This window comes from uncultured Coprobacter sp., assembly GCF_947855755.1.
Lineage (GTDB): Bacteria > Bacteroidota > Bacteroidia > Bacteroidales > Coprobacteraceae > Coprobacter.
Window position 1 is genome coordinate 132040 of sequence record NZ_CANUAR010000006.1, and the last position, 16843, is coordinate 148882.

At 39.5% G+C, this 16843-nt stretch carries 11 protein-coding genes; 4 read left to right on the forward strand and 7 right to left on the reverse strand.

Annotated features, from left to right (window positions below; all coding sequences use genetic code 11):
* The first annotated feature begins 288 nt into the window (after positions 1-288).
* On the forward strand, positions 289-2214 hold the full coding sequence (locus Q0093_RS05465; protein ID WP_297928849.1) for a heavy metal translocating P-type ATPase: 1926 nt from the start codon (positions 289-291) through the stop codon (positions 2212-2214).
* 251 nt (positions 2215-2465) lie between these two features.
* On the opposite strand, the gene Q0093_RS05470 is transcribed toward Q0093_RS05465, so the two are convergent.
* The 3 genes from Q0093_RS05470 to Q0093_RS05480 form a co-directional block, all read right to left on the reverse strand.
* Positions 2466-3482 carry a 2-oxoacid:ferredoxin oxidoreductase subunit beta gene (locus Q0093_RS05470; RefSeq protein ID WP_294177945.1) on the reverse strand — a complete coding sequence of 339 codons (1017 nt, stop codon included), beginning with the start codon at positions 3480-3482 and terminating at the stop codon, positions 2466-2468.
* Between the two features lie 3 nt (positions 3483-3485).
* The gene (locus tag Q0093_RS05475) at positions 3486-5339 is read right to left on the reverse strand and encodes a 2-oxoacid:acceptor oxidoreductase subunit alpha (RefSeq protein ID WP_297928850.1); all 1854 of its coding nucleotides are present in this window, start codon (positions 5337-5339) and stop codon (positions 3486-3488) included.
* Between the two features lie 281 nt (positions 5340-5620).
* Positions 5621-6160 carry a shikimate kinase gene (locus Q0093_RS05480; RefSeq protein WP_294177941.1) on the reverse strand — a complete coding sequence of 180 codons (540 nt, stop codon included), beginning with the start codon at positions 6158-6160 and terminating at the stop codon, positions 5621-5623.
* Positions 6161-6280: 120 nt separating this feature from the next.
* Between Q0093_RS05480 and Q0093_RS05485 the strand changes: the two genes are divergently transcribed.
* From Q0093_RS05485 to Q0093_RS05495, 3 genes are all read left to right on the forward strand, one after another.
* Positions 6281-6928 carry a ribonuclease H family protein gene (locus tag Q0093_RS05485; RefSeq protein WP_294177939.1) on the forward strand — a complete coding sequence of 216 codons (648 nt, stop codon included), beginning with the start codon at positions 6281-6283 and terminating at the stop codon, positions 6926-6928.
* A 132-nt stretch (positions 6929-7060) separates the two neighbouring features.
* Entirely contained in the window at positions 7061-8272 is a 1212-nt protein-coding gene (locus Q0093_RS05490; RefSeq protein WP_294177936.1) for a glycosyltransferase family 1 protein, read from the forward strand.
* Positions 8273-8375: 103 nt separating this feature from the next.
* Positions 8376-9362 carry a glycosyltransferase family 2 protein gene (locus tag Q0093_RS05495; protein WP_294177933.1) on the forward strand — a complete coding sequence of 329 codons (987 nt, stop codon included), beginning with the start codon at positions 8376-8378 and terminating at the stop codon, positions 9360-9362.
* A gap of 88 nt (positions 9363-9450) precedes the next feature.
* On the opposite strand, the gene Q0093_RS05500 is transcribed toward Q0093_RS05495, so the two are convergent.
* From Q0093_RS05500 to Q0093_RS05515, 4 genes are all read right to left on the reverse strand, one after another.
* Positions 9451-12012, reverse strand: a complete 2562-nt coding sequence (locus Q0093_RS05500) for a beta-N-acetylglucosaminidase domain-containing protein (RefSeq protein ID WP_297928853.1) — start codon at positions 12010-12012, stop codon at positions 9451-9453.
* Between the two features lie 221 nt (positions 12013-12233).
* The gene (locus Q0093_RS05505) at positions 12234-13040 is read right to left on the reverse strand and encodes a DUF5672 family protein (protein ID WP_297928855.1); all 807 of its coding nucleotides are present in this window, start codon (positions 13038-13040) and stop codon (positions 12234-12236) included.
* Complete coding sequence (locus Q0093_RS05510) at positions 13040-15475, reverse strand: YfhO family protein (protein WP_297928857.1); 2436 nt, start codon at positions 15473-15475, stop codon at positions 13040-13042. Before Q0093_RS05510 ends, Q0093_RS05505 begins: the two co-directional genes overlap by 1 nt.
* A 131-nt stretch (positions 15476-15606) precedes the next feature.
* A complete protein-coding gene (locus Q0093_RS05515) occupies positions 15607-16836 on the reverse strand; it encodes an FtsX-like permease family protein (protein ID WP_297928859.1) in 1230 nt (409 codons plus the stop codon).
* Positions 16837-16843: the final 7 nt, after the last annotated feature.

The window sequence follows — 16843 nt, forward strand, 5'->3', positions numbered from 1 at the left end:
TTCCAATAAAAAAATATTATCAGGTCATCTTTGCGTTTTCTTCCGGTCTTTTTTCCCGTTTTCACTCGTCAGATAGCCCGCTATCCTCCTCCTAAAAACAGAAAAATATCCTCGAAAGAAACTCTCAAAACTGACCCGAGCAAAATTTACGACAGGCTCTAAGACAAATAATATAGAATAATGTACAAATCGTTTTTACCAAGCAGCGGGTACAAGCTTCTTTGCAATCAGGTTGCATAATTTTCTCTCTAACTTTGCGCCAAAGATCAAAATAAATATGTTTAAATTATGGCACATAATCATCACGAACACCATCACGGTCATGCACACGGAGGGTTGAAAGGGCAAATAATCCTTATTATCGTCACTATACTTTTGTTTATTGGAGCGGTGCTTATTGAGAAGAACTGTAATCTGTCAACATGGCAATTACTACTCGTTTATCTTGTTCCTTATTTGCTTATCGGTCATCATACATTGGTAGAAGCAGCTGAAGGTATTTTGGGAGGTGATATCTTCAACGAACATTTCCTTATGTCTATTGCTACAATTGGTGCACTTTGTATCGGCTTTCTTCCGGGTGCTGAGACAGAATTTCCTGAAGCGGTATTTGTAATGTTATTCTTCCAAATAGGAGAACTCTTTGAAAGTTATGCTGAAGGAAAGAGTCGAGATAGCATTTCACATCTTATGGATATACGTCCAGACATCGCTAATGTGGAGATCGGTGGAAAATTGGTAACCGTTTCACCCGAAAATGTAAATGTGGGAGACATCATTGTCATCAAGCCGGGCGAAAAAGTTCCTCTTGACGGGAAAATCATTGATGGCACATCATCTCTTAATACTATTGCACTGACGGGAGAAAGCATGCCCAGAGATTTGAGTGTGGGCGATGAAGTAATTTCGGGCTGTGTTAACCTTACGGGGGTTATTCGCGTGAAAACGACCAGAAATTTCGGTGAGAGTACGGTTTCAAAAATTATTGAACTGGTGGAAAGTGCCGATGAGCATAAATCTGAGAGCGAATCGTTTATTGCAAAATTTGCACACGTATATACTCCGATTGTGGTTATTGCTGCATTACTGCTTGCTGTCGTTCCACCGTTATTTTCATCGGTAGAATTTACCGAGTCATTTCCGATGTGGTTTCACCGTGCACTGATTTTTCTCGTAGTATCATGTCCATGTGCTTTGGTGATCAGCGTACCGCTCACATTCTTCGGGGGGCTTGGCGGCGCATCACGCAAGGGTATTCTTATCAAAGGGAGCAATTATATGGATACGCTGGCAAGAGTGGGTACGGTGGTATTCGATAAGACAGGGACTTTAACTCGGGGAGAATTTGTCGTAACAGCTGTACATCCTGATGATTTCAATGAAACAGAACTTTTACATCTTGCAGCGCATGTGGAACATTTCTCTACACATCCGATAGGAGAAGCTTTGCGTGCCGCTTTTCCGAACGAGGCGACAGACGGTTGTAAGATAACGGATATTGAGGAAATTGCAGGACATGGAATTCGTGCAAACGTATCGGGTCGTATTGTTTGTGTAGGTAATTCTAAAATGATGGATACGATTGGTATAAAATGGCATGATTGTCATAGCATTGGGACAATAATCCATGTGGCTGTAGATGGTAAATATGTCGGACACATAGTCATAAATGACCGCTTGAAAGATGATAGTGTGCAGGCTGTTGAATCATTGAAACGACTTGGTGTGGATCATACGGTAATGCTTACCGGTGATCGTAAAGAGGTTGCGTTTGATGTTGCAAAAAAACTCGGACTTGATACTTGCTATGCCGAATTGATGCCTGCCGATAAAGTGAGACATGTTGAACAGTTGCTTGCTACAAAAACGGAAAACAAAACTCTTGCTTTTGTAGGTGATGGAATTAATGATGCTCCTGTTTTGAAACGTGCGGATATTGGTATCGCAATGGGTGGACTTGGGAGTGATGCCGCAATAGAAGCAGCCGATGTGGTGCTCATGGATGATCAACCGGCAAAAATAGCCACAGCAATACGTATTGCACGTCGCACCATACGCATTGCACATGAGAATGTATGGTTTGCCATTGGTATAAAGGTCGCAATACTCGTTCTTGCTTCTATCGGTCTCGGTACTATGTGGATGGCTGTTTTTGCGGACGTCGGTGTAACCGTTTTGGCGGTGTTTAATGCGATGCGGGCGTTACGAATTTAAGCGTTTGTTTTCAAATCTGACCTAAGCAAAATTTAAACAGGCTCTAAGATGAGCGCTATGAAAAGGATAAATTTAAAGAACCATATCTTTACTCAAAATAGAGTTTGATATGGTTCTTTGGGTTACTGCTGAATTGAGTTAGGTTACAGATTAAAAGTTTATCTTTTCGATAAAGAAACTCTGAATTAGGTCATCTTTGTAAAACTCAAAATAACCTCTCGAATCGACTCTGTAAAAACTTAAACGAGTTTTTACTTAACTTCCCATGTCTCTTCACTTAATAGAAGATCCCGAAGTGTCTTCTTCGGATTTTTTTCTCTTATGGAATCGATTTGTTTTTTTACTTCCTGATCATATACTGGAGCATCAACCGATCGAATAACACCTACAGCCAAAGGTAGTTCATGACCGTCCATCATGGCAAGGCGTTGATGTAAGAAATTATCGTGGGTCTTTGCATCATGAGTGAGTATATTATCTAATGTTATTCCGTTTTCTCCTATTGTGACTGCTTTTAGAGTGAAACCGTCGAGTATCAATCCCTTATTAAGGTCTTTACCGAAAAGCATTTTTTCTCCATGCTTCAGATGTATCGTCCGTTCTGCCCGGAATTCTTTGTCTGCAACATAGCTATGTATATGATCATTGAATATGACGCAGTTCTGCAGAATCTCGACGACCGATGCTCCTTTATGTTTTCCGGCCTCTACCATTACTTCCTTGGATACGGCCAGATCGACATCAATTGCCCGGGCAAAGAAATGTCCCCGAGCTCCGAATGTCAGTTCTGCCGGAACGAATGGGTCTTCGACAGTGCCGTAAGGAGACGATTTGGTAACAGCTCCTCGATCGCTGGTCGGGGAATATTGACCTTTGGTAAGTCCGTATATTTTGTTATTCAGTAAGATAATATTGAGGTCTACATTTCTTCGTAAGGCATGAATAAAGTGGTTGCCACCGATAGCCAGACAATCTCCGTCTCCGGTGATTTGCCATACCGTGAGATCGGGATTGGCGGTTTTGACACCCGTTGCGATAGCTGCTGCCCGTCCGTGAATCGTATGAAATCCGTAAGTATTCATATAATACGGTAACCGGGATGAACAACCTATACCCGATATAACAGCTGTTTTGTGGGGTGGGATGCCTAACTCAGCCATTGCTTTTTGTAATGTATTTACTACGGCATGATCTCCGCAACCCGGACACCAGCGTACGTATTGATCGCTTTTGAAATCTTTGGCGGTATATTCTGTATTGTTGCTCATGAGTTATTCCTCCATCAGTTTTGAAAAATGATCGGTCAGTTCACTTACCATGAACGGTTGACCTTGAACTTTGTTGAATCGTGATACATTAGTAAGTCCCGGAATCTTGGCACATAATTGAGTGGCGAATTGTCCGTTGTTTAGTTCGCAAACTACGATTTTTTTATATCGTCTTAGTATCTCCTCCGTGTTTTTAGGCATCGGATTGATATAATTGAAATGAACCATTGCTACTCTTTTGCCGGTAGCATTCATTGATTCCACTGCAGAATAAAGATGTCCGTACGTACCGCCCCATCCGACAACAAGCAAGTCTGCATCCGGATTACCTAATATTTCGAGTTCGGGTATCTCGTTTGCTATGTAATCGATTTTTGCTTGTCGCATATCAGTCATTTTTTGATGATTGGTCGGGTCGGTCGATATTGCGCTGGTAACACAGTCTTTTTCCAATCCTCCTAATCGGTGCATAAAACCTTCTGTTCCGGGAATAGCCCAATAACGGACATTTGTTTCGGTATTACGTTTATATGGTTTCCAATTTTCTTTCAATAAATCATCATGGACATATTGAGGGCGTATTTCGGGATATTCTTCCATTTCAGGAATACGCCACGCCGAAGAACCGTTTGCGATAAAAGCATCTGTCAGAAGAATGACAGGGGTCATGTGTTCCAACGCTATTTTTGATGCGGCGAAGGCCATATCGAAGCAGTTGGTCGGAGTCGAGGCTGCGAGAACGACAGCCGGAGATTCTCCGTTTCTTCCGTATAAAGCTTGTAACAAATCTGTTTGTTCCGATTTGGTCGGGAGTCCTGTAGATGGTCCTCCGCGTTGTACATCGATAATTACCAACGGAAGTTCTGCCATAACAGCCAGTCCTATTGCTTCGCTTTTTAGTGCAAGTCCAGGCCCGGAAGTTGATGTGGCTGCAAGATTTCCGGCAAAACTAGCTCCGATTGCCGTGCATATTCCGGCTATTTCATCTTCTGCTTGGACGACTTTTACACCAAGGTCTTTTCTCTTGGCCAATTCATGAAGAATATCGCTTGCCGGAGTGATAGGATAACTTCCTAAAAACAACGGCAATCCTGATTTTTCAGATGCGGCGATCAACCCCAATGCAGTTGCCCTGTTTCCGTTTACATCGGTATAAAAACCTTTTTTTGCCGGTTTTGTTTCAATGCGGTAGGTCGAAACCGAAGCATGTATATTGTTCCCGTAATTATATCCGTCGGTCATGACTTTGATATTGGCCTCGAGAACAGATGGCTTTTTCGCAAATTTGTTTTTCAGTAAGTGTGCCGCCTGATCTATAGGCCGGTCGAATAGCCAGCAGATCAATCCCAATGCGAACATATTCTTACAACGAAGGATTGTTTTATTATCTAATCCCGAGTCTGCTAAAGAATCTTTGACAAGGGATGTAATGGCTACGGGAACTATTTGTGCCGAATTCATGTTCAGTTCTTTGAAAGGATCTTCGGTTAGGAATGCTGCCTTTTCGAGATCGTTCTTTTGAAATGAATCAGTATCGATAATAACCACTGCATTCGGCTTTACGTATTTTGTATTGGTTTTTAATGCTGCCGGATTCATGGCTACCAAAACATCGGCCTTGTCTCCCGGAGTATATACTCCTTTTCCGATATGTACTTGAAATCCGGATACTCCTCCCAATGTTCCCTGTGGGGCACGTATTTCTGCCGGATAGTCGGGGAAAGTGGAAATTTCGTTTCCGATAGCTGCCGAAATGTTCGAAAAGAGGTTTCCTGCCAATTGCATTCCGTCTCCGGAATCTCCGGAGAAACGGATAACCACTTTTTCCAGTTCTTTCACGTTCGTTTGTTCTGACATAATCTCCCTATATTTAGTTTATTGTTTCGATCGAATTGTTTATAATGAAAAACAAGAACGTCTTCAAGTTTCAAATTATTATATATTTTGCCGAAATAGTATTTATTGTATAGCAAATGTGCTTTTTATGAAGCTAATTTATTACTGCAACGCAAAGAAACAAAATTTTTGGTAACTAAACCAACTTTTGAGAAGTTATCCTTATGAAATTTTAAAAATAAGCTATTTCTGTGAGTTTTTTCGTGGGAAAAGTGAAAAATAAAAAGAATGTTAATGCGTTTTTATTCAGTTTTTATATTGTTACAAATAACATAAAGTCGTTCTACGGCTTTTTCTATGGCATCGTAACTATCCAATTCACCGGTATCGAAGATAATAGATGATCGCTTATATTTTTCTTCGCGGATTGAAAGATTCTTTTTTATGAATTCCATTAGTTCGGAGTCGCTTTTGTCTCGTAATAGCGGGCGATTACTACGAGCGTGTTTCAATCTTTGAAAAAGAATTTCAGGGGTTGTTTGTAAATAAATGCAACATCCCTGTTTATTCATATAATCGATATTATCAAAAAAGCAGGGAGCTCCACCGCCAGTTGCGATTATTATATCTTCAAACTCTCCTACTTCTCGTAACATATTCCGTTCGATGATTCTGAATTCTTGTTCTCCTTTTTCTGTAAATATTTCATTTATAGTTTTTCGGAATCGGGTTTCGATATAGTGGTCGAGGTCGATAAACGAAAGTCCGGCCTTTTGAGCAAGACGCAGTCCGAGAGTGCTTTTCCCAGAACCCATGTATCCGGTAAGAAATATTCTTTTCATAACTGGAGGTATAGATTGATTGTTATGATAACAGTTTTGCAAAAATAGACCATTTTACCACAATACTCAATAAATATGTCTAATTTTGTGCAAAATGATTTTTTAACAATAGTTCCATAGATGGGAAATAAGTTTAAATATTATGTCGTGTGGGAAGGTCTGGCTCCGGGAATCTATGATTCTTGGGAGGAGTGTCAATTGCAGGTGAAAAATTATAAAGGAGCTAAATATAAAAGTTTTCCGACTAAGGATGCTGCAATAAAGGCATTTCGGGCAGGATACGAAGAGCATTTGGGAGTATTGGGACAATTGGCTGATGCGATGAAAAAAAAACGTACGGTAAATATGGATGCTATTCCCGAGTACCTGAGAGATTCATTAGCTGTAGATGCTTCTTGTTTAGGTAACCCCGGTATAATGGAATATCGTGGGGTTAGTGTTCGTACCGGAAAAGAGATTTTTCGACAAGGGCCTTTTGAAGATGGAACTAATAATGTGGGAGAGTTCTTGGCTTTAGTGCATGGCTTGGCTTTATTAAAGCGATGGAATAGTACGATGACGATTTGTTCGGATAGTCGGAATGCTATGGCTTGGGTACGGGATAAAAAGTGCAAGACGAAGCTTGTCCGGACAGAAAAAAATGTAAAAATATTTGAACTGATAGCTCGTGCAGAAAAATGGCTGGTTGAGAATACATATTCAAATCGGTTGGTGAAGTGGGAGACCAAAGAGTGGGGAGAGATCCCTGCCGATTTTGGGAGAAAATAAAAGTTTCTTTAATCCATGCAGCATATTATGGAGAAGATACGTCTTTCTGTATAGATGTCTGTTTTATTTCATTTTATGAAAATAAAATTCAGAAAAAGTAAAACGAAGAGAAAACGTATAAATCGGAATAGTATGATTATTGGGTTAGATGCAAAGCGGGCGATGGCAAATCATACCGGCTTGGGAAATTACAGCAGGTATATGGTAGATATATTGGCAACTTATCATCAGAGCAATAATTACCGGTTATTTGTCCCGAAAGAAAAAGAGAACAGCTCGTTCGATAAATTATTGCATCATAATAACGTTCGTTCGTTATTCCCGCAGTCTACTACGATGAAGCGTTTTTCCTCTTTGTGGCGTACTTGGTTTATTAAGAAGGACCTTGTACGGAACGGTGTGCAGTTATATCATGGATTGAGTAATGAATTGCCGATAGGAATACATAAGACAGGAATCAAAAGCGTGGTGACTATACATGATCTTATATTTCTGCGTTACCCCGAATATTATAAACCCATAGATCGCAAGATATATAATTTTAAGTTCCGGTATGCTTGTCAGGTTGCAGACCGTATTGTTGCGATCAGTGAATGTACGAAACGGGATATTATGCATTTTTATCATATTCCTGAAGAGAAGATCGATGTCGTATATCAAGGCTGCGATCCGCAGTATTCGGTTCGGGTAAGTGAATCCCGTAAGGCGGAGATAAGAGCAAAATATAATTTGCCGGAAAAATTTATCTTGAATGTCGGGAGTATAGAGGAACGTAAAAATCTTATGCTGGCAGTTCGAGCTTTAAAAGATATTCCTTCCGATGTGCATTTGGTTGCTATCGGACGTAAAACTCCTTATGTAAGCGAAATAATGGATTATGTGGAGGAGAATAATCTTTCAGATCGAGTTCATTTGATTCATGATCTTCCGCATAAAGATCTCCCGGCCGTTTATCAGTTGGCTACTTTATTTGTATACCCTTCTCGTTTCGAAGGGTTCGGAATACCTATTATAGAAGCTATGCATTCTCAGCTTCCGGTTATTGCGGCTACCGGATCTTGCTTGGAGGAAGCCGGAGGAAAAGATTCTTTATATGTTGATCCGGATGATGTTTCCGGAATGGCTGAAGCAATGAACCGGGTATTGGAAGATCGTGCTTTGCGTGAAAAGATGATTGCTTCTGGAAATATCTATTTGCAGCGTTTTCAGGAAAATATTTTGGCGGATTCGATGAGCAAGGTTTATTCGAAATGTTTTGAAGGTGCTGAATCTGCAACGATTAGTAAGCAAGATATTCAGGTTGAGAACTATCGGATGAATTGGTCGAAGAGGCATTCTTTATAAACGAATTCTTGTTGAAAATTCTTCTTTTCTAACTATTGTGTATATTCAAATAAGATTTGACAGGGATTTACTATCTTTGTCGCAAAATAATATCGTATAATATATGGATAACAAGCCGGTAATAGATCCATCCGAATTGCTTACGTTATGTATGCCGACTTATAATCGGGTCGTGAATGTTTGTGAAGCTTTAGAAGATATTATTCCGAAGATCAAACCGTATAATTTTCGTTTGGTAGTTGTCGATAATTGTTCACCTGACAATACTCGTAAGGTTGTCGAGGCTTATCAGGGTTTGTATGACCGTTTAGAATATTTCGGGCAAGACGAGAATAAGGGGTATGATATCAATTTCGAAACGGCGTTGAAATTAGCGAAAACTCCTTATTGTTGGGTAATAGGGGACGGAAACCGGTTGCAGGCGCAAAATTTTCCGGCAATAGTGAAAACTCTTTCCGAACAGATGCCGGATATTTATATTGTCGATGAGGTGCATCGGGCGCTCTCCTCTTTTCCTCCTAAGGTTTATACCGATGCAAGCGATCTGTTGCATGATTTAGGCTGGCATATGACTTTGCTCTCTTCAACGATATTTTCTCAAAAGATTATTCGGATGGGAAATTTCGAGAAATATAGAAATACACATTTCCTGCATTTAGGGGTCGTATTCGATTCTCTTGCCCGTCTCGATAAATTTACGGCGGTATGGAGCGGTTTGGATTTAATACACGGCAGTATGCTGCCGAAAGGAAATAGTTGGAATCCCGGTCGGGTTATGGAAATTTTCGGAGGTGCATGGACAGAATTGATTCTTTCTTTGCCGGATAACCTTTCGATGGAAGCAAAACGCTATTGTATAGCTTTTCATGGTCGAAAAACACGTCTTTTCGGGAAACGACATCTTAAAAAACAGCGGGCGGCTGGAGGACTTAATTATTCTATTTATAAAAAATATGAGAAATATATCCCTTATTTTGCTCCGGGAAAACGTCTTCGCATCTTGATTTATTCGTTCTATCCTAATTTTTTAAATCGTTATTATTGGAGGAATAAACGTTATATTCGAAAGACGGGAAAACCTCTTTTTTGATGGGATTGTATCTGTCCGGTTAGAAAATATAAAGGCCGTTTCAGCATTAGATTCATTGGCTGAAACGGCTTTTAATTTAGATTAGCTTTTATTCTTTTTCTGCTATAATCTCGAATATTTCTGCAGTACCTTCTATACTTATTTTTTCTACATTCTTATTTTCTAACTGTATTTTGGAGAATGGCGAATCGAGTATTGTTTCAGAGACCAGATTACCTTTTGCATCTAATTGTTTGCATTTGAGCGGAGTTGACAGACGATTCATTAACAAAATATAGTTTTTTATGCCTTCCTCTACTTCAAAAGCTATAAATTTGTTACATTTAAAAGATGTGCCGAGATTGCGATCGAATGCGTAGAGAGCTTGTTCCTGATCTTCTGTTTCTAATTTGAATCCCAAATTTTCTGCATGTAGAGGATTTACCTCGAATGAACGTATCGAGGCATAGTTGGTTCGTTTGGAATCGAGCCGTTTCAAACGTACATAACGGGCTTTTACAGGATTGCCGTTCCAGTGGATAACATATTGTTTTTCTAATTCTCCGGTTAAAGCTTTCCAGTTATTCCCATTTTCGGAATATTCGAGGACGGCATGGTCGAAATAATCCACGTCATCAATCGAATTTCTTCCTTGTAGGATGGATATTTCGGAAACTTCTCGTACTGTTCTCAGATCGATACCGATCCAGTCTCCTGCTTTTTGTGCAATACCTGAAGTATAATAAGTCAGGGTATCATTGTCGAGCATCAGCTTTGTTTGTGTGGTACTGGAATTCCCGAACGAGCCTATTCCTTTGTAATCCATCGGGATCTCTCCGGTGAGCTTTTTTAAAAATCCGTGAGCCATATCATCCATTGTGTTTTCATAAAATGGCTGGAGTTTCATTGTTCCGGACTTGTGTGCTTCGTAACTTTTCCGGTCTTCCTTGCTCATTAGATTTTGTATGTATTTATTCCAAAATAGGGTATCGTTTTGCCCGGAACGATAGATACGGGTAAGTTCTATTGCATGTTTTCCTCTTGCTCCTAATTTGCCGAATTCTATTAACCAAGGACGAAGCTCTTTCATCAGTTTTTGATTAGTACAGCCTTTCTCCATTTCGGCAGGTACGTTCTCGATTTTTTCAAACTCGTTTTCTAAATTTCGAGCAGCTTCATCTGTCCAGTTTGCAAGTCTGAAAGTCGTTGTTTCCCATGATTCATCTCGGCGATAACCTGTTTCTGTATCACAAGAATGAATCGCAAAAGTACGGTAAGCATCCTTTGCATTCGGCACTAACTCGTTTAATCCTCTTTCCCAATTGTCCAGAGCATTGTAGGCAGCTATGTTCCACGTATAATCAGCAACACCATATAAAGCTAATTTTGAAGCTTCTCCGTGTTCCATCGGATTGCTGACAATTCCGCAGACGTCCTTTTCCGTGAGCGATGTATTCAGTCCGTATACCGGGCCTTGTAGGAGAATGTTGCGTACATAGTCCGTTACAGGGTAGTTCCACCAATAATAAGCCGGTCGTTTAATACGGGAATTTACAAAATCCAGAGTTTCTTTAGTTAAGTCGCTGCAAACAACATCTCCTGTCCAGAAAACCTTTATATCAGGATAAAGAGTTTTACCGTAAATAGCAAGACTCCCTTTTTCCGTAGGATCTGCCCAAAGTTTGGAATAGTCGGTCGGGCAGACAGTGAGTGGTGATACATCTCCTTTGGCTTTTACAAAATCATCGGTTAATCGATTCAGTAATTCGGTTTGTTTCGACGGATTAGTTCCTTCTCCCGAAATATCATCGAAAAAAATTGCAAAGTGACGTACTCCAAGATCATACATCCAATTGAACTTGTTAACGAGATTTTTGTAATCTTCTTCGTTCCATTTAATATCTTGTCCCGGATGTATTGCCCAAACGAAATCTACACGATTCCGTTTGCTGGCTTCGATCAGTTGTTTGATATTCTTTGCCTCTTTTTCAGGATAGGGAAGACGCCAGTTGGGACAACTGTGATAAGGATCGTCTTTCGGTCCGTATAAGTAAGTATTCATTTTGAACTTCCCGTAAAAGTCGATAAGAGACATTCTTACTTCGTGAGACCATGGAGTTCCGTAAAAACCTTCGACCACTCCGCGATTCGGCAGGTCGGGATAATCGTTGATTTCCAGATAAGGCAATTGCTTGTTTTCGGCAATCGGGCTTTCTAATAGTTGACGTAAAGTTTGGATGCCGTAAAATGCTCCCCGTTCATCATATCCGGTAATGGATATGCCATTTTTATGAATATTCAGGGCATAAGCTCCGGATACATTCTTTACTTTTTGTTTTTCAGCGGCTTTTTTCCCGAAGTCAACGATCAGTTTTGCTCCATTTTTATTGAATGTGACAAAATTTAAGTCGCTTGTAAATTTTTTCTGTTTATCTTTCAAGATAAATCCTTGAGAAATATCCAGTTTCCCATTTCCTATGAAGCCCAGTTTTTGTGGAGTTGGATTGATAATCAGACCTAGGTGATCTATTTTCTTACCCGGAACGGGCAATACGTCTTGTTTTTCCGAACGTTGTGAGGATAAGTCGAAATTTGTTTCTTGCGCATGTAGATTACTACACATGAATACACATGCAATCCCTGCAAATAATGTTTTTTTATAATTTGTCATTTTTAGTATTAGTATTTAAGTATTTACACTTAATAAACGTTACAAATATATTGTATCTTATCGAAATAAAAATTGTTTCAAATCAAAAAAGCTATTAAAAAATATATATTGATTAAAAGACCATCTGAGTTTTCCGGTAAAAAATTATGTATTCGGATTTTTTTGAATCTCTTGTCGGGTTGTTTTTTGTTGGAAAGTTTAGACAGGCCCTTAAATATTTTTTATTTCCGGGAGTGTATTAATTTTTCGATGATCGGACTCCAAAAGGGAAGCATTGCCGGTTTGTTCCACCCATGACATCCGAAAGGAAGTTGGTGTCCGTGTATCTGGAATGCTTCTTCCGGTAGTTTATCGAATGCAAAAGCGATGGCTTCTCTCCATGAAGGAATCCTGAACCGATGTTCTTTTCTATTTACTTCTACTCCCCAGAATACATCTTCATTAAATCGGTTATGGTTACATTGGGATATGTATTTTTCTATTATCGGCCGTTCATTTTGGGCTATTTCAAAGAAGGCAGATACTTTACGTAAAGAAAAACCTCCGTTGCCGACTTTATAAAAAAGTTCTGTATAGTCCGATGCATTGAAAAGTTTGTTATAGCCTTTTTTCAGTTTAAGAAACAAATGATAATACCATTGTGTATATTTACGTTTAGGAATCCATGGAGCACCTATATAATCGAAATTATGGCTGCACCATTGCTCGAGTTCGTCTCTGAATACGAATACGTCGGTCTGATGTATAAGTATATATTTGGTATCTGAAAATGTTTTGTAAAATTCAGAAGAAAGCATTAATCGATTATACCCCCTTAGTCCATTAAAATATGATTTGTCAAAAGAGTATGTTTGTCTTTTGCCATATCGATTCTCTATTACAGTCATGTCCAGACCGTCCGGAATAACGAAACATATACTGTAACGTTTTAATATATCGAAACATCGATCTAAAGATATCCATTCGGTATCGGATAATTCCGTCGTATAGATTGGTATGATGACTTTTACTAAATACGGATCAACCATTATTTCTGCACTTTCTTAGTTCTGCAATTGGTATAAATAGCAATAATCCCTAAAATAAGAATCAGTCCGATGCATACGAATGCAATTCCTACTGTGATGTGTATTGATTGAGGATCGAAACGGAAAATGATTTCATGATCTCCCGATGGAATATCCAATCCCCGTAATACATAATTTACTCGTGCCATTTCGACCGGTTCTCCGTCTATGGAAATATGCCATCCCCAAGGAAAATAAATTTCGGAGAATACTGCGAAATTATTTTTTGATGTATGAGATTTATATTTTAATTCATTGGGTTTGTAAGATGTCAGAAAAATCGTATCGCCTGCAGCAGGAGCAGAGATATTTGTTTTTATTTTGTCTGCGAAATGGCGGTCGGCGATCACTGTTTTCTTTTCATTAAAATCGTCTAACGCTTTCATTTCCTGTTCGGCATTTTCTACCCATTTAATCTCAGATACGAACCATGCATTACCCGCAGCTTCAGGATTTTGTACTACTTGAGGTGCAGCACCGTTTTCCCCGGGGAGGATAAAATATTTTGTATTGAGCATATTTATTACGTGCGGATTGTTTTTACTGAGCTGGTACTTGATCAGATCATCGTATCTCCGCAATTTTGCAGCATGGTAACCACCGATAGATTTATGTCTGTAAGAGGTAATAGCATCATTAAAGGGATCGTACAGAAGATTGTATACTCGATAATTCGGATCAGGATCGGCAAGTATCTGTTTGTCTATTTCTGTCATAGGGAAAGGATCTTTCAGTTTCCTCGCCGATACGAAATTCTCACTGTTCAGATAACGTTTGTTTACCGGGTACATGTCGGCAAGAATAATAATACCGCATAATACGACCAATGTTATTTTGTTGATTTTCCCTTTGGCAAATAGGAACAAAACGATAGAGCCTGCCAATATGAACAAGAAACTGCGTAATGCATCATCTGTAAAAATAGATTCCCTTACCAGTTCGAGGTTGTAGAACACTTCTCGGTATTCCATGTGTTCGCCCATAAACACCTGTTCTTCCGCACTCAGGAAATTAAAGAACAATCCGGGGAAAAGGAAGAATAAAAGAGATATACCTCCGGTTAGAGCAAAGGAGATGATACTTTCTCTCTTTTTCTCGATGAGGATACGTGGATTTGCGATTATTTCTTTCAGTGCTAAAATCGCTAATAAGGGAATACAGAACTCTGCTACTACAAGAATACTTGATACTGTCCTGAATTTGTTATACATCGGGAAGTATTCGATAAAAAATTCGGTTAGCGGTAAGAAGTTCTTCCCCCATGACAAAAGCACCGTTAATATTGTTGCTGCCAGTATTGCCCATTTCAAAGGACCTTTAACGATAAAACAACCCAGTATGAAGAGTAACATGACGAATGCTCCGACATATACCGGACCTGCCGTTCCGGGTTGATCTCCCCAATAATGATTCCCGATTTGAGCTACATACTCCCGTACTGAAGGATCTGCTTTTTGCATAGCTTCGGTATTTTTTGCGATAGCTCCGGTCGCTCCCCCTTTTACGTTCGGAATCAATAATGACCATGTTTCCCCTATTCCGTAACTCCAATGAGTTATATATTCGGTATCCAATCCGCTTTTAGCCGATATTTTTTCATTAGCGTTTGTGAGTTCCGCTTGTCCGCGCATTGTTTCTTTAGAATACTCATAAGTATTATAAAGGCTCGGAATATTCGCTCCAATAGCCAGTAATCCGGCGCAAATGATTACTCCGGTAGCCTTAAAATATTGTGGAAGTTCATGTCTTTTTTTGAAATCGAAAAAGTAGGCAATAACCAACGCGGCTATAAAGAACATGAAATAGTAACTCATTTGAATGTGGTTTGATGTGATCTGCATCATTCCGAAGAATCCGATTAATGCAGCACCTCCGATGTATTTACCACGATAGGCCAGTATTATACCGGCGATTGTCGGCGGTATATATGCCAGGGTGATGAATTTCCAGATATGTCCAGCGCCTATGATAATAAAGAAATAAGAAGAAAAGGCGTAGGCAATTGCTCCCACCAATGCAAGATACCACCGGATTTTCATTGCCGATAATAGGATGAAAAAACCTAACATCATAATGAATACGAGTGATGCCGGAGATTGTAGTCCGAGGTGATATATTCTTCCGATTTGTCCCATCCAGTAATTATTGGCATAGCTGGGTGAAATTTGGAAATTAGGCATTCCTGAAAAAAGCGAATTAGTCCAACGTGTCGTTTCTCCGGTTGCTTCACGGAAAGCTTTCCCTTCCTGACCGATTGCTATTCCCTGTTGAGTGTCTCCTTGAAATAGCACTTTCCCCTCTAGAATATCCGGAGAAAAATAAATATAGGAAAGAATAATCATAAACAGAACAGAACCGATATACGGAAGAGCTTTCTTGAAGTTTATTTTACACATGACGAAAAATTTTTCTTTATTATTCTGTTGCAAATGTATAGAAAAAAATAAAAAATCGGCTTTTCTTCTTTTGCCAAATCCAAAATATTAAGTATCAGTTATTAGAGACGGTTTAATTTTATGAGAATTTTTTATTTTGTTCTCAGCCATTTGTTACGCAAATATTTTACCGGATACCAAGCTGCAGGAAATCCCAATAACGTGACAATTGCCAATACGGCGAATGCATCGCTCCACAAAAGATGTATAGGATAAGCATCTACGATAAATGCTCCGGATGTTTGACCTAATCGGAGTAATCCGTACTCTTGTTGTAACCAACATAAAAATATTCCGGCAATGAGTCCTGTTCCAGCTCCGATTGCCGAAATAAGCCATCCTTCGGTTAAGAATATTCTGGAAATAAGTTTTTCGTCAGCTCCTAAATTTTGCAAAGTCTTGATATCGTTCTGCTTGTCTATGATCAGCATGGAAAGAGAACCGATAACGTTGAATGTGGCGATCATAAGAATAAAAGCCAGTATTAAAAATGTCATCCATTTTTCTATTTGCATCATCCTGAAAGAGGTCTCTTGCTGCATCATACGGTCTTTGACAAGATAATCTTCTCCAAGATGTTCCGATAAAGAAGAAATAGTACGCTTCTCATTAGTTCCGGGTTTGAGCTTTATTTCCAATGCGGAGGCTTGATGAGAATAGTCGAAAAGTTTAGTTGCCATGTCCAACGGAACAATAACCATTTGGTCGTCATATTCGGGTTGGTTTACGCTGAATACGGCCGTCGCAAACATCCGGTCTTCATTAAATGCATTTGACGGGTTTGCCAAATTTACTTTTGCTTTGCGTTTAGGAGTATAAACAAAAAGAGGATATACATAATGTGCCCCTACTTCCAGACGATTTGCCACTCCGACTCCTATGGTAGCATAATTAGCAATGGAATCTTTTAAAAAAAAATTCCCGTCTAATAATATGCTGTCTATATTGCTTACCCGAGTATAATTGTCCGGTACACCTTTTAACAGTACCGGCATTTGGCGGTTTCGGTATATTAATAGTGCGTTTTCTTCTATTACCGGGGCGATTGCATCTATCTCTTGCCACTCTGTAAGAGACTTTATCGAAGGATCTTGCAGGGAGAGAGTCTTTCCTGTGGCCGGAGTGATTTTTATTTGCGGATCGAGTGAGGAATAAAGGGAAGCGATAAGATCCTGAAATCCGTTATAGACCGACAATGTGCAGATCAATGCCATGGTAGTTACGGCGACACCGCATATAGATACCATAGATATAATATTGATCGCACTATGAGATTTCTTTGAAAAAAGATATCGGATCGCTATTTTCAGGGAAAGACTCATCGCATCT

Excerpts from the sequence above, each read along its gene's own strand:
- Q0093_RS05515 (WP_297928859.1), bottom strand. The coding sequence starts at position 16,836 with ATGAGTCTTTCCCTGAAAATAGCGATCCGATATCTTTTTTCAAAGAAA.
- Q0093_RS05505 (WP_297928855.1), bottom strand. The coding sequence starts at position 13,040 with ATGGTTGATCCGTATTTAGTAAAAGTCATCATACCAATCTATACGACG.
- Q0093_RS05480 (WP_294177941.1), bottom strand. The coding sequence starts at position 6,160 with ATGAAAAGAATATTTCTTACCGGATACATGGGTTCTGGGAAAAGCACT.
- Q0093_RS05495 (WP_294177933.1), top strand. The coding sequence starts at position 8,376 with ATGGATAACAAGCCGGTAATAGATCCATCCGAATTGCTTACGTTATGT.
- Q0093_RS05500 (WP_297928853.1), bottom strand. The coding sequence starts at position 12,012 with ATGACAAATTATAAAAAAACATTATTTGCAGGGATTGCATGTGTATTC.
- Q0093_RS05510 (WP_297928857.1), bottom strand. The coding sequence starts at position 15,475 with ATGTGTAAAATAAACTTCAAGAAAGCTCTTCCGTATATCGGTTCTGTT.
- Q0093_RS05485 (WP_294177939.1), top strand. The coding sequence starts at position 6,281 with ATGGGAAATAAGTTTAAATATTATGTCGTGTGGGAAGGTCTGGCTCCG.
- Q0093_RS05475 (WP_297928850.1), bottom strand. The coding sequence starts at position 5,339 with ATGTCAGAACAAACGAACGTGAAAGAACTGGAAAAAGTGGTTATCCGT.
- Q0093_RS05490 (WP_294177936.1), top strand. The coding sequence starts at position 7,061 with ATGATTATTGGGTTAGATGCAAAGCGGGCGATGGCAAATCATACCGGC.
- Q0093_RS05470 (WP_294177945.1), bottom strand. The coding sequence starts at position 3,482 with ATGAGCAACAATACAGAATATACCGCCAAAGATTTCAAAAGCGATCAA.
- Q0093_RS05465 (WP_297928849.1), top strand. The coding sequence starts at position 289 with ATGGCACATAATCATCACGAACACCATCACGGTCATGCACACGGAGGG.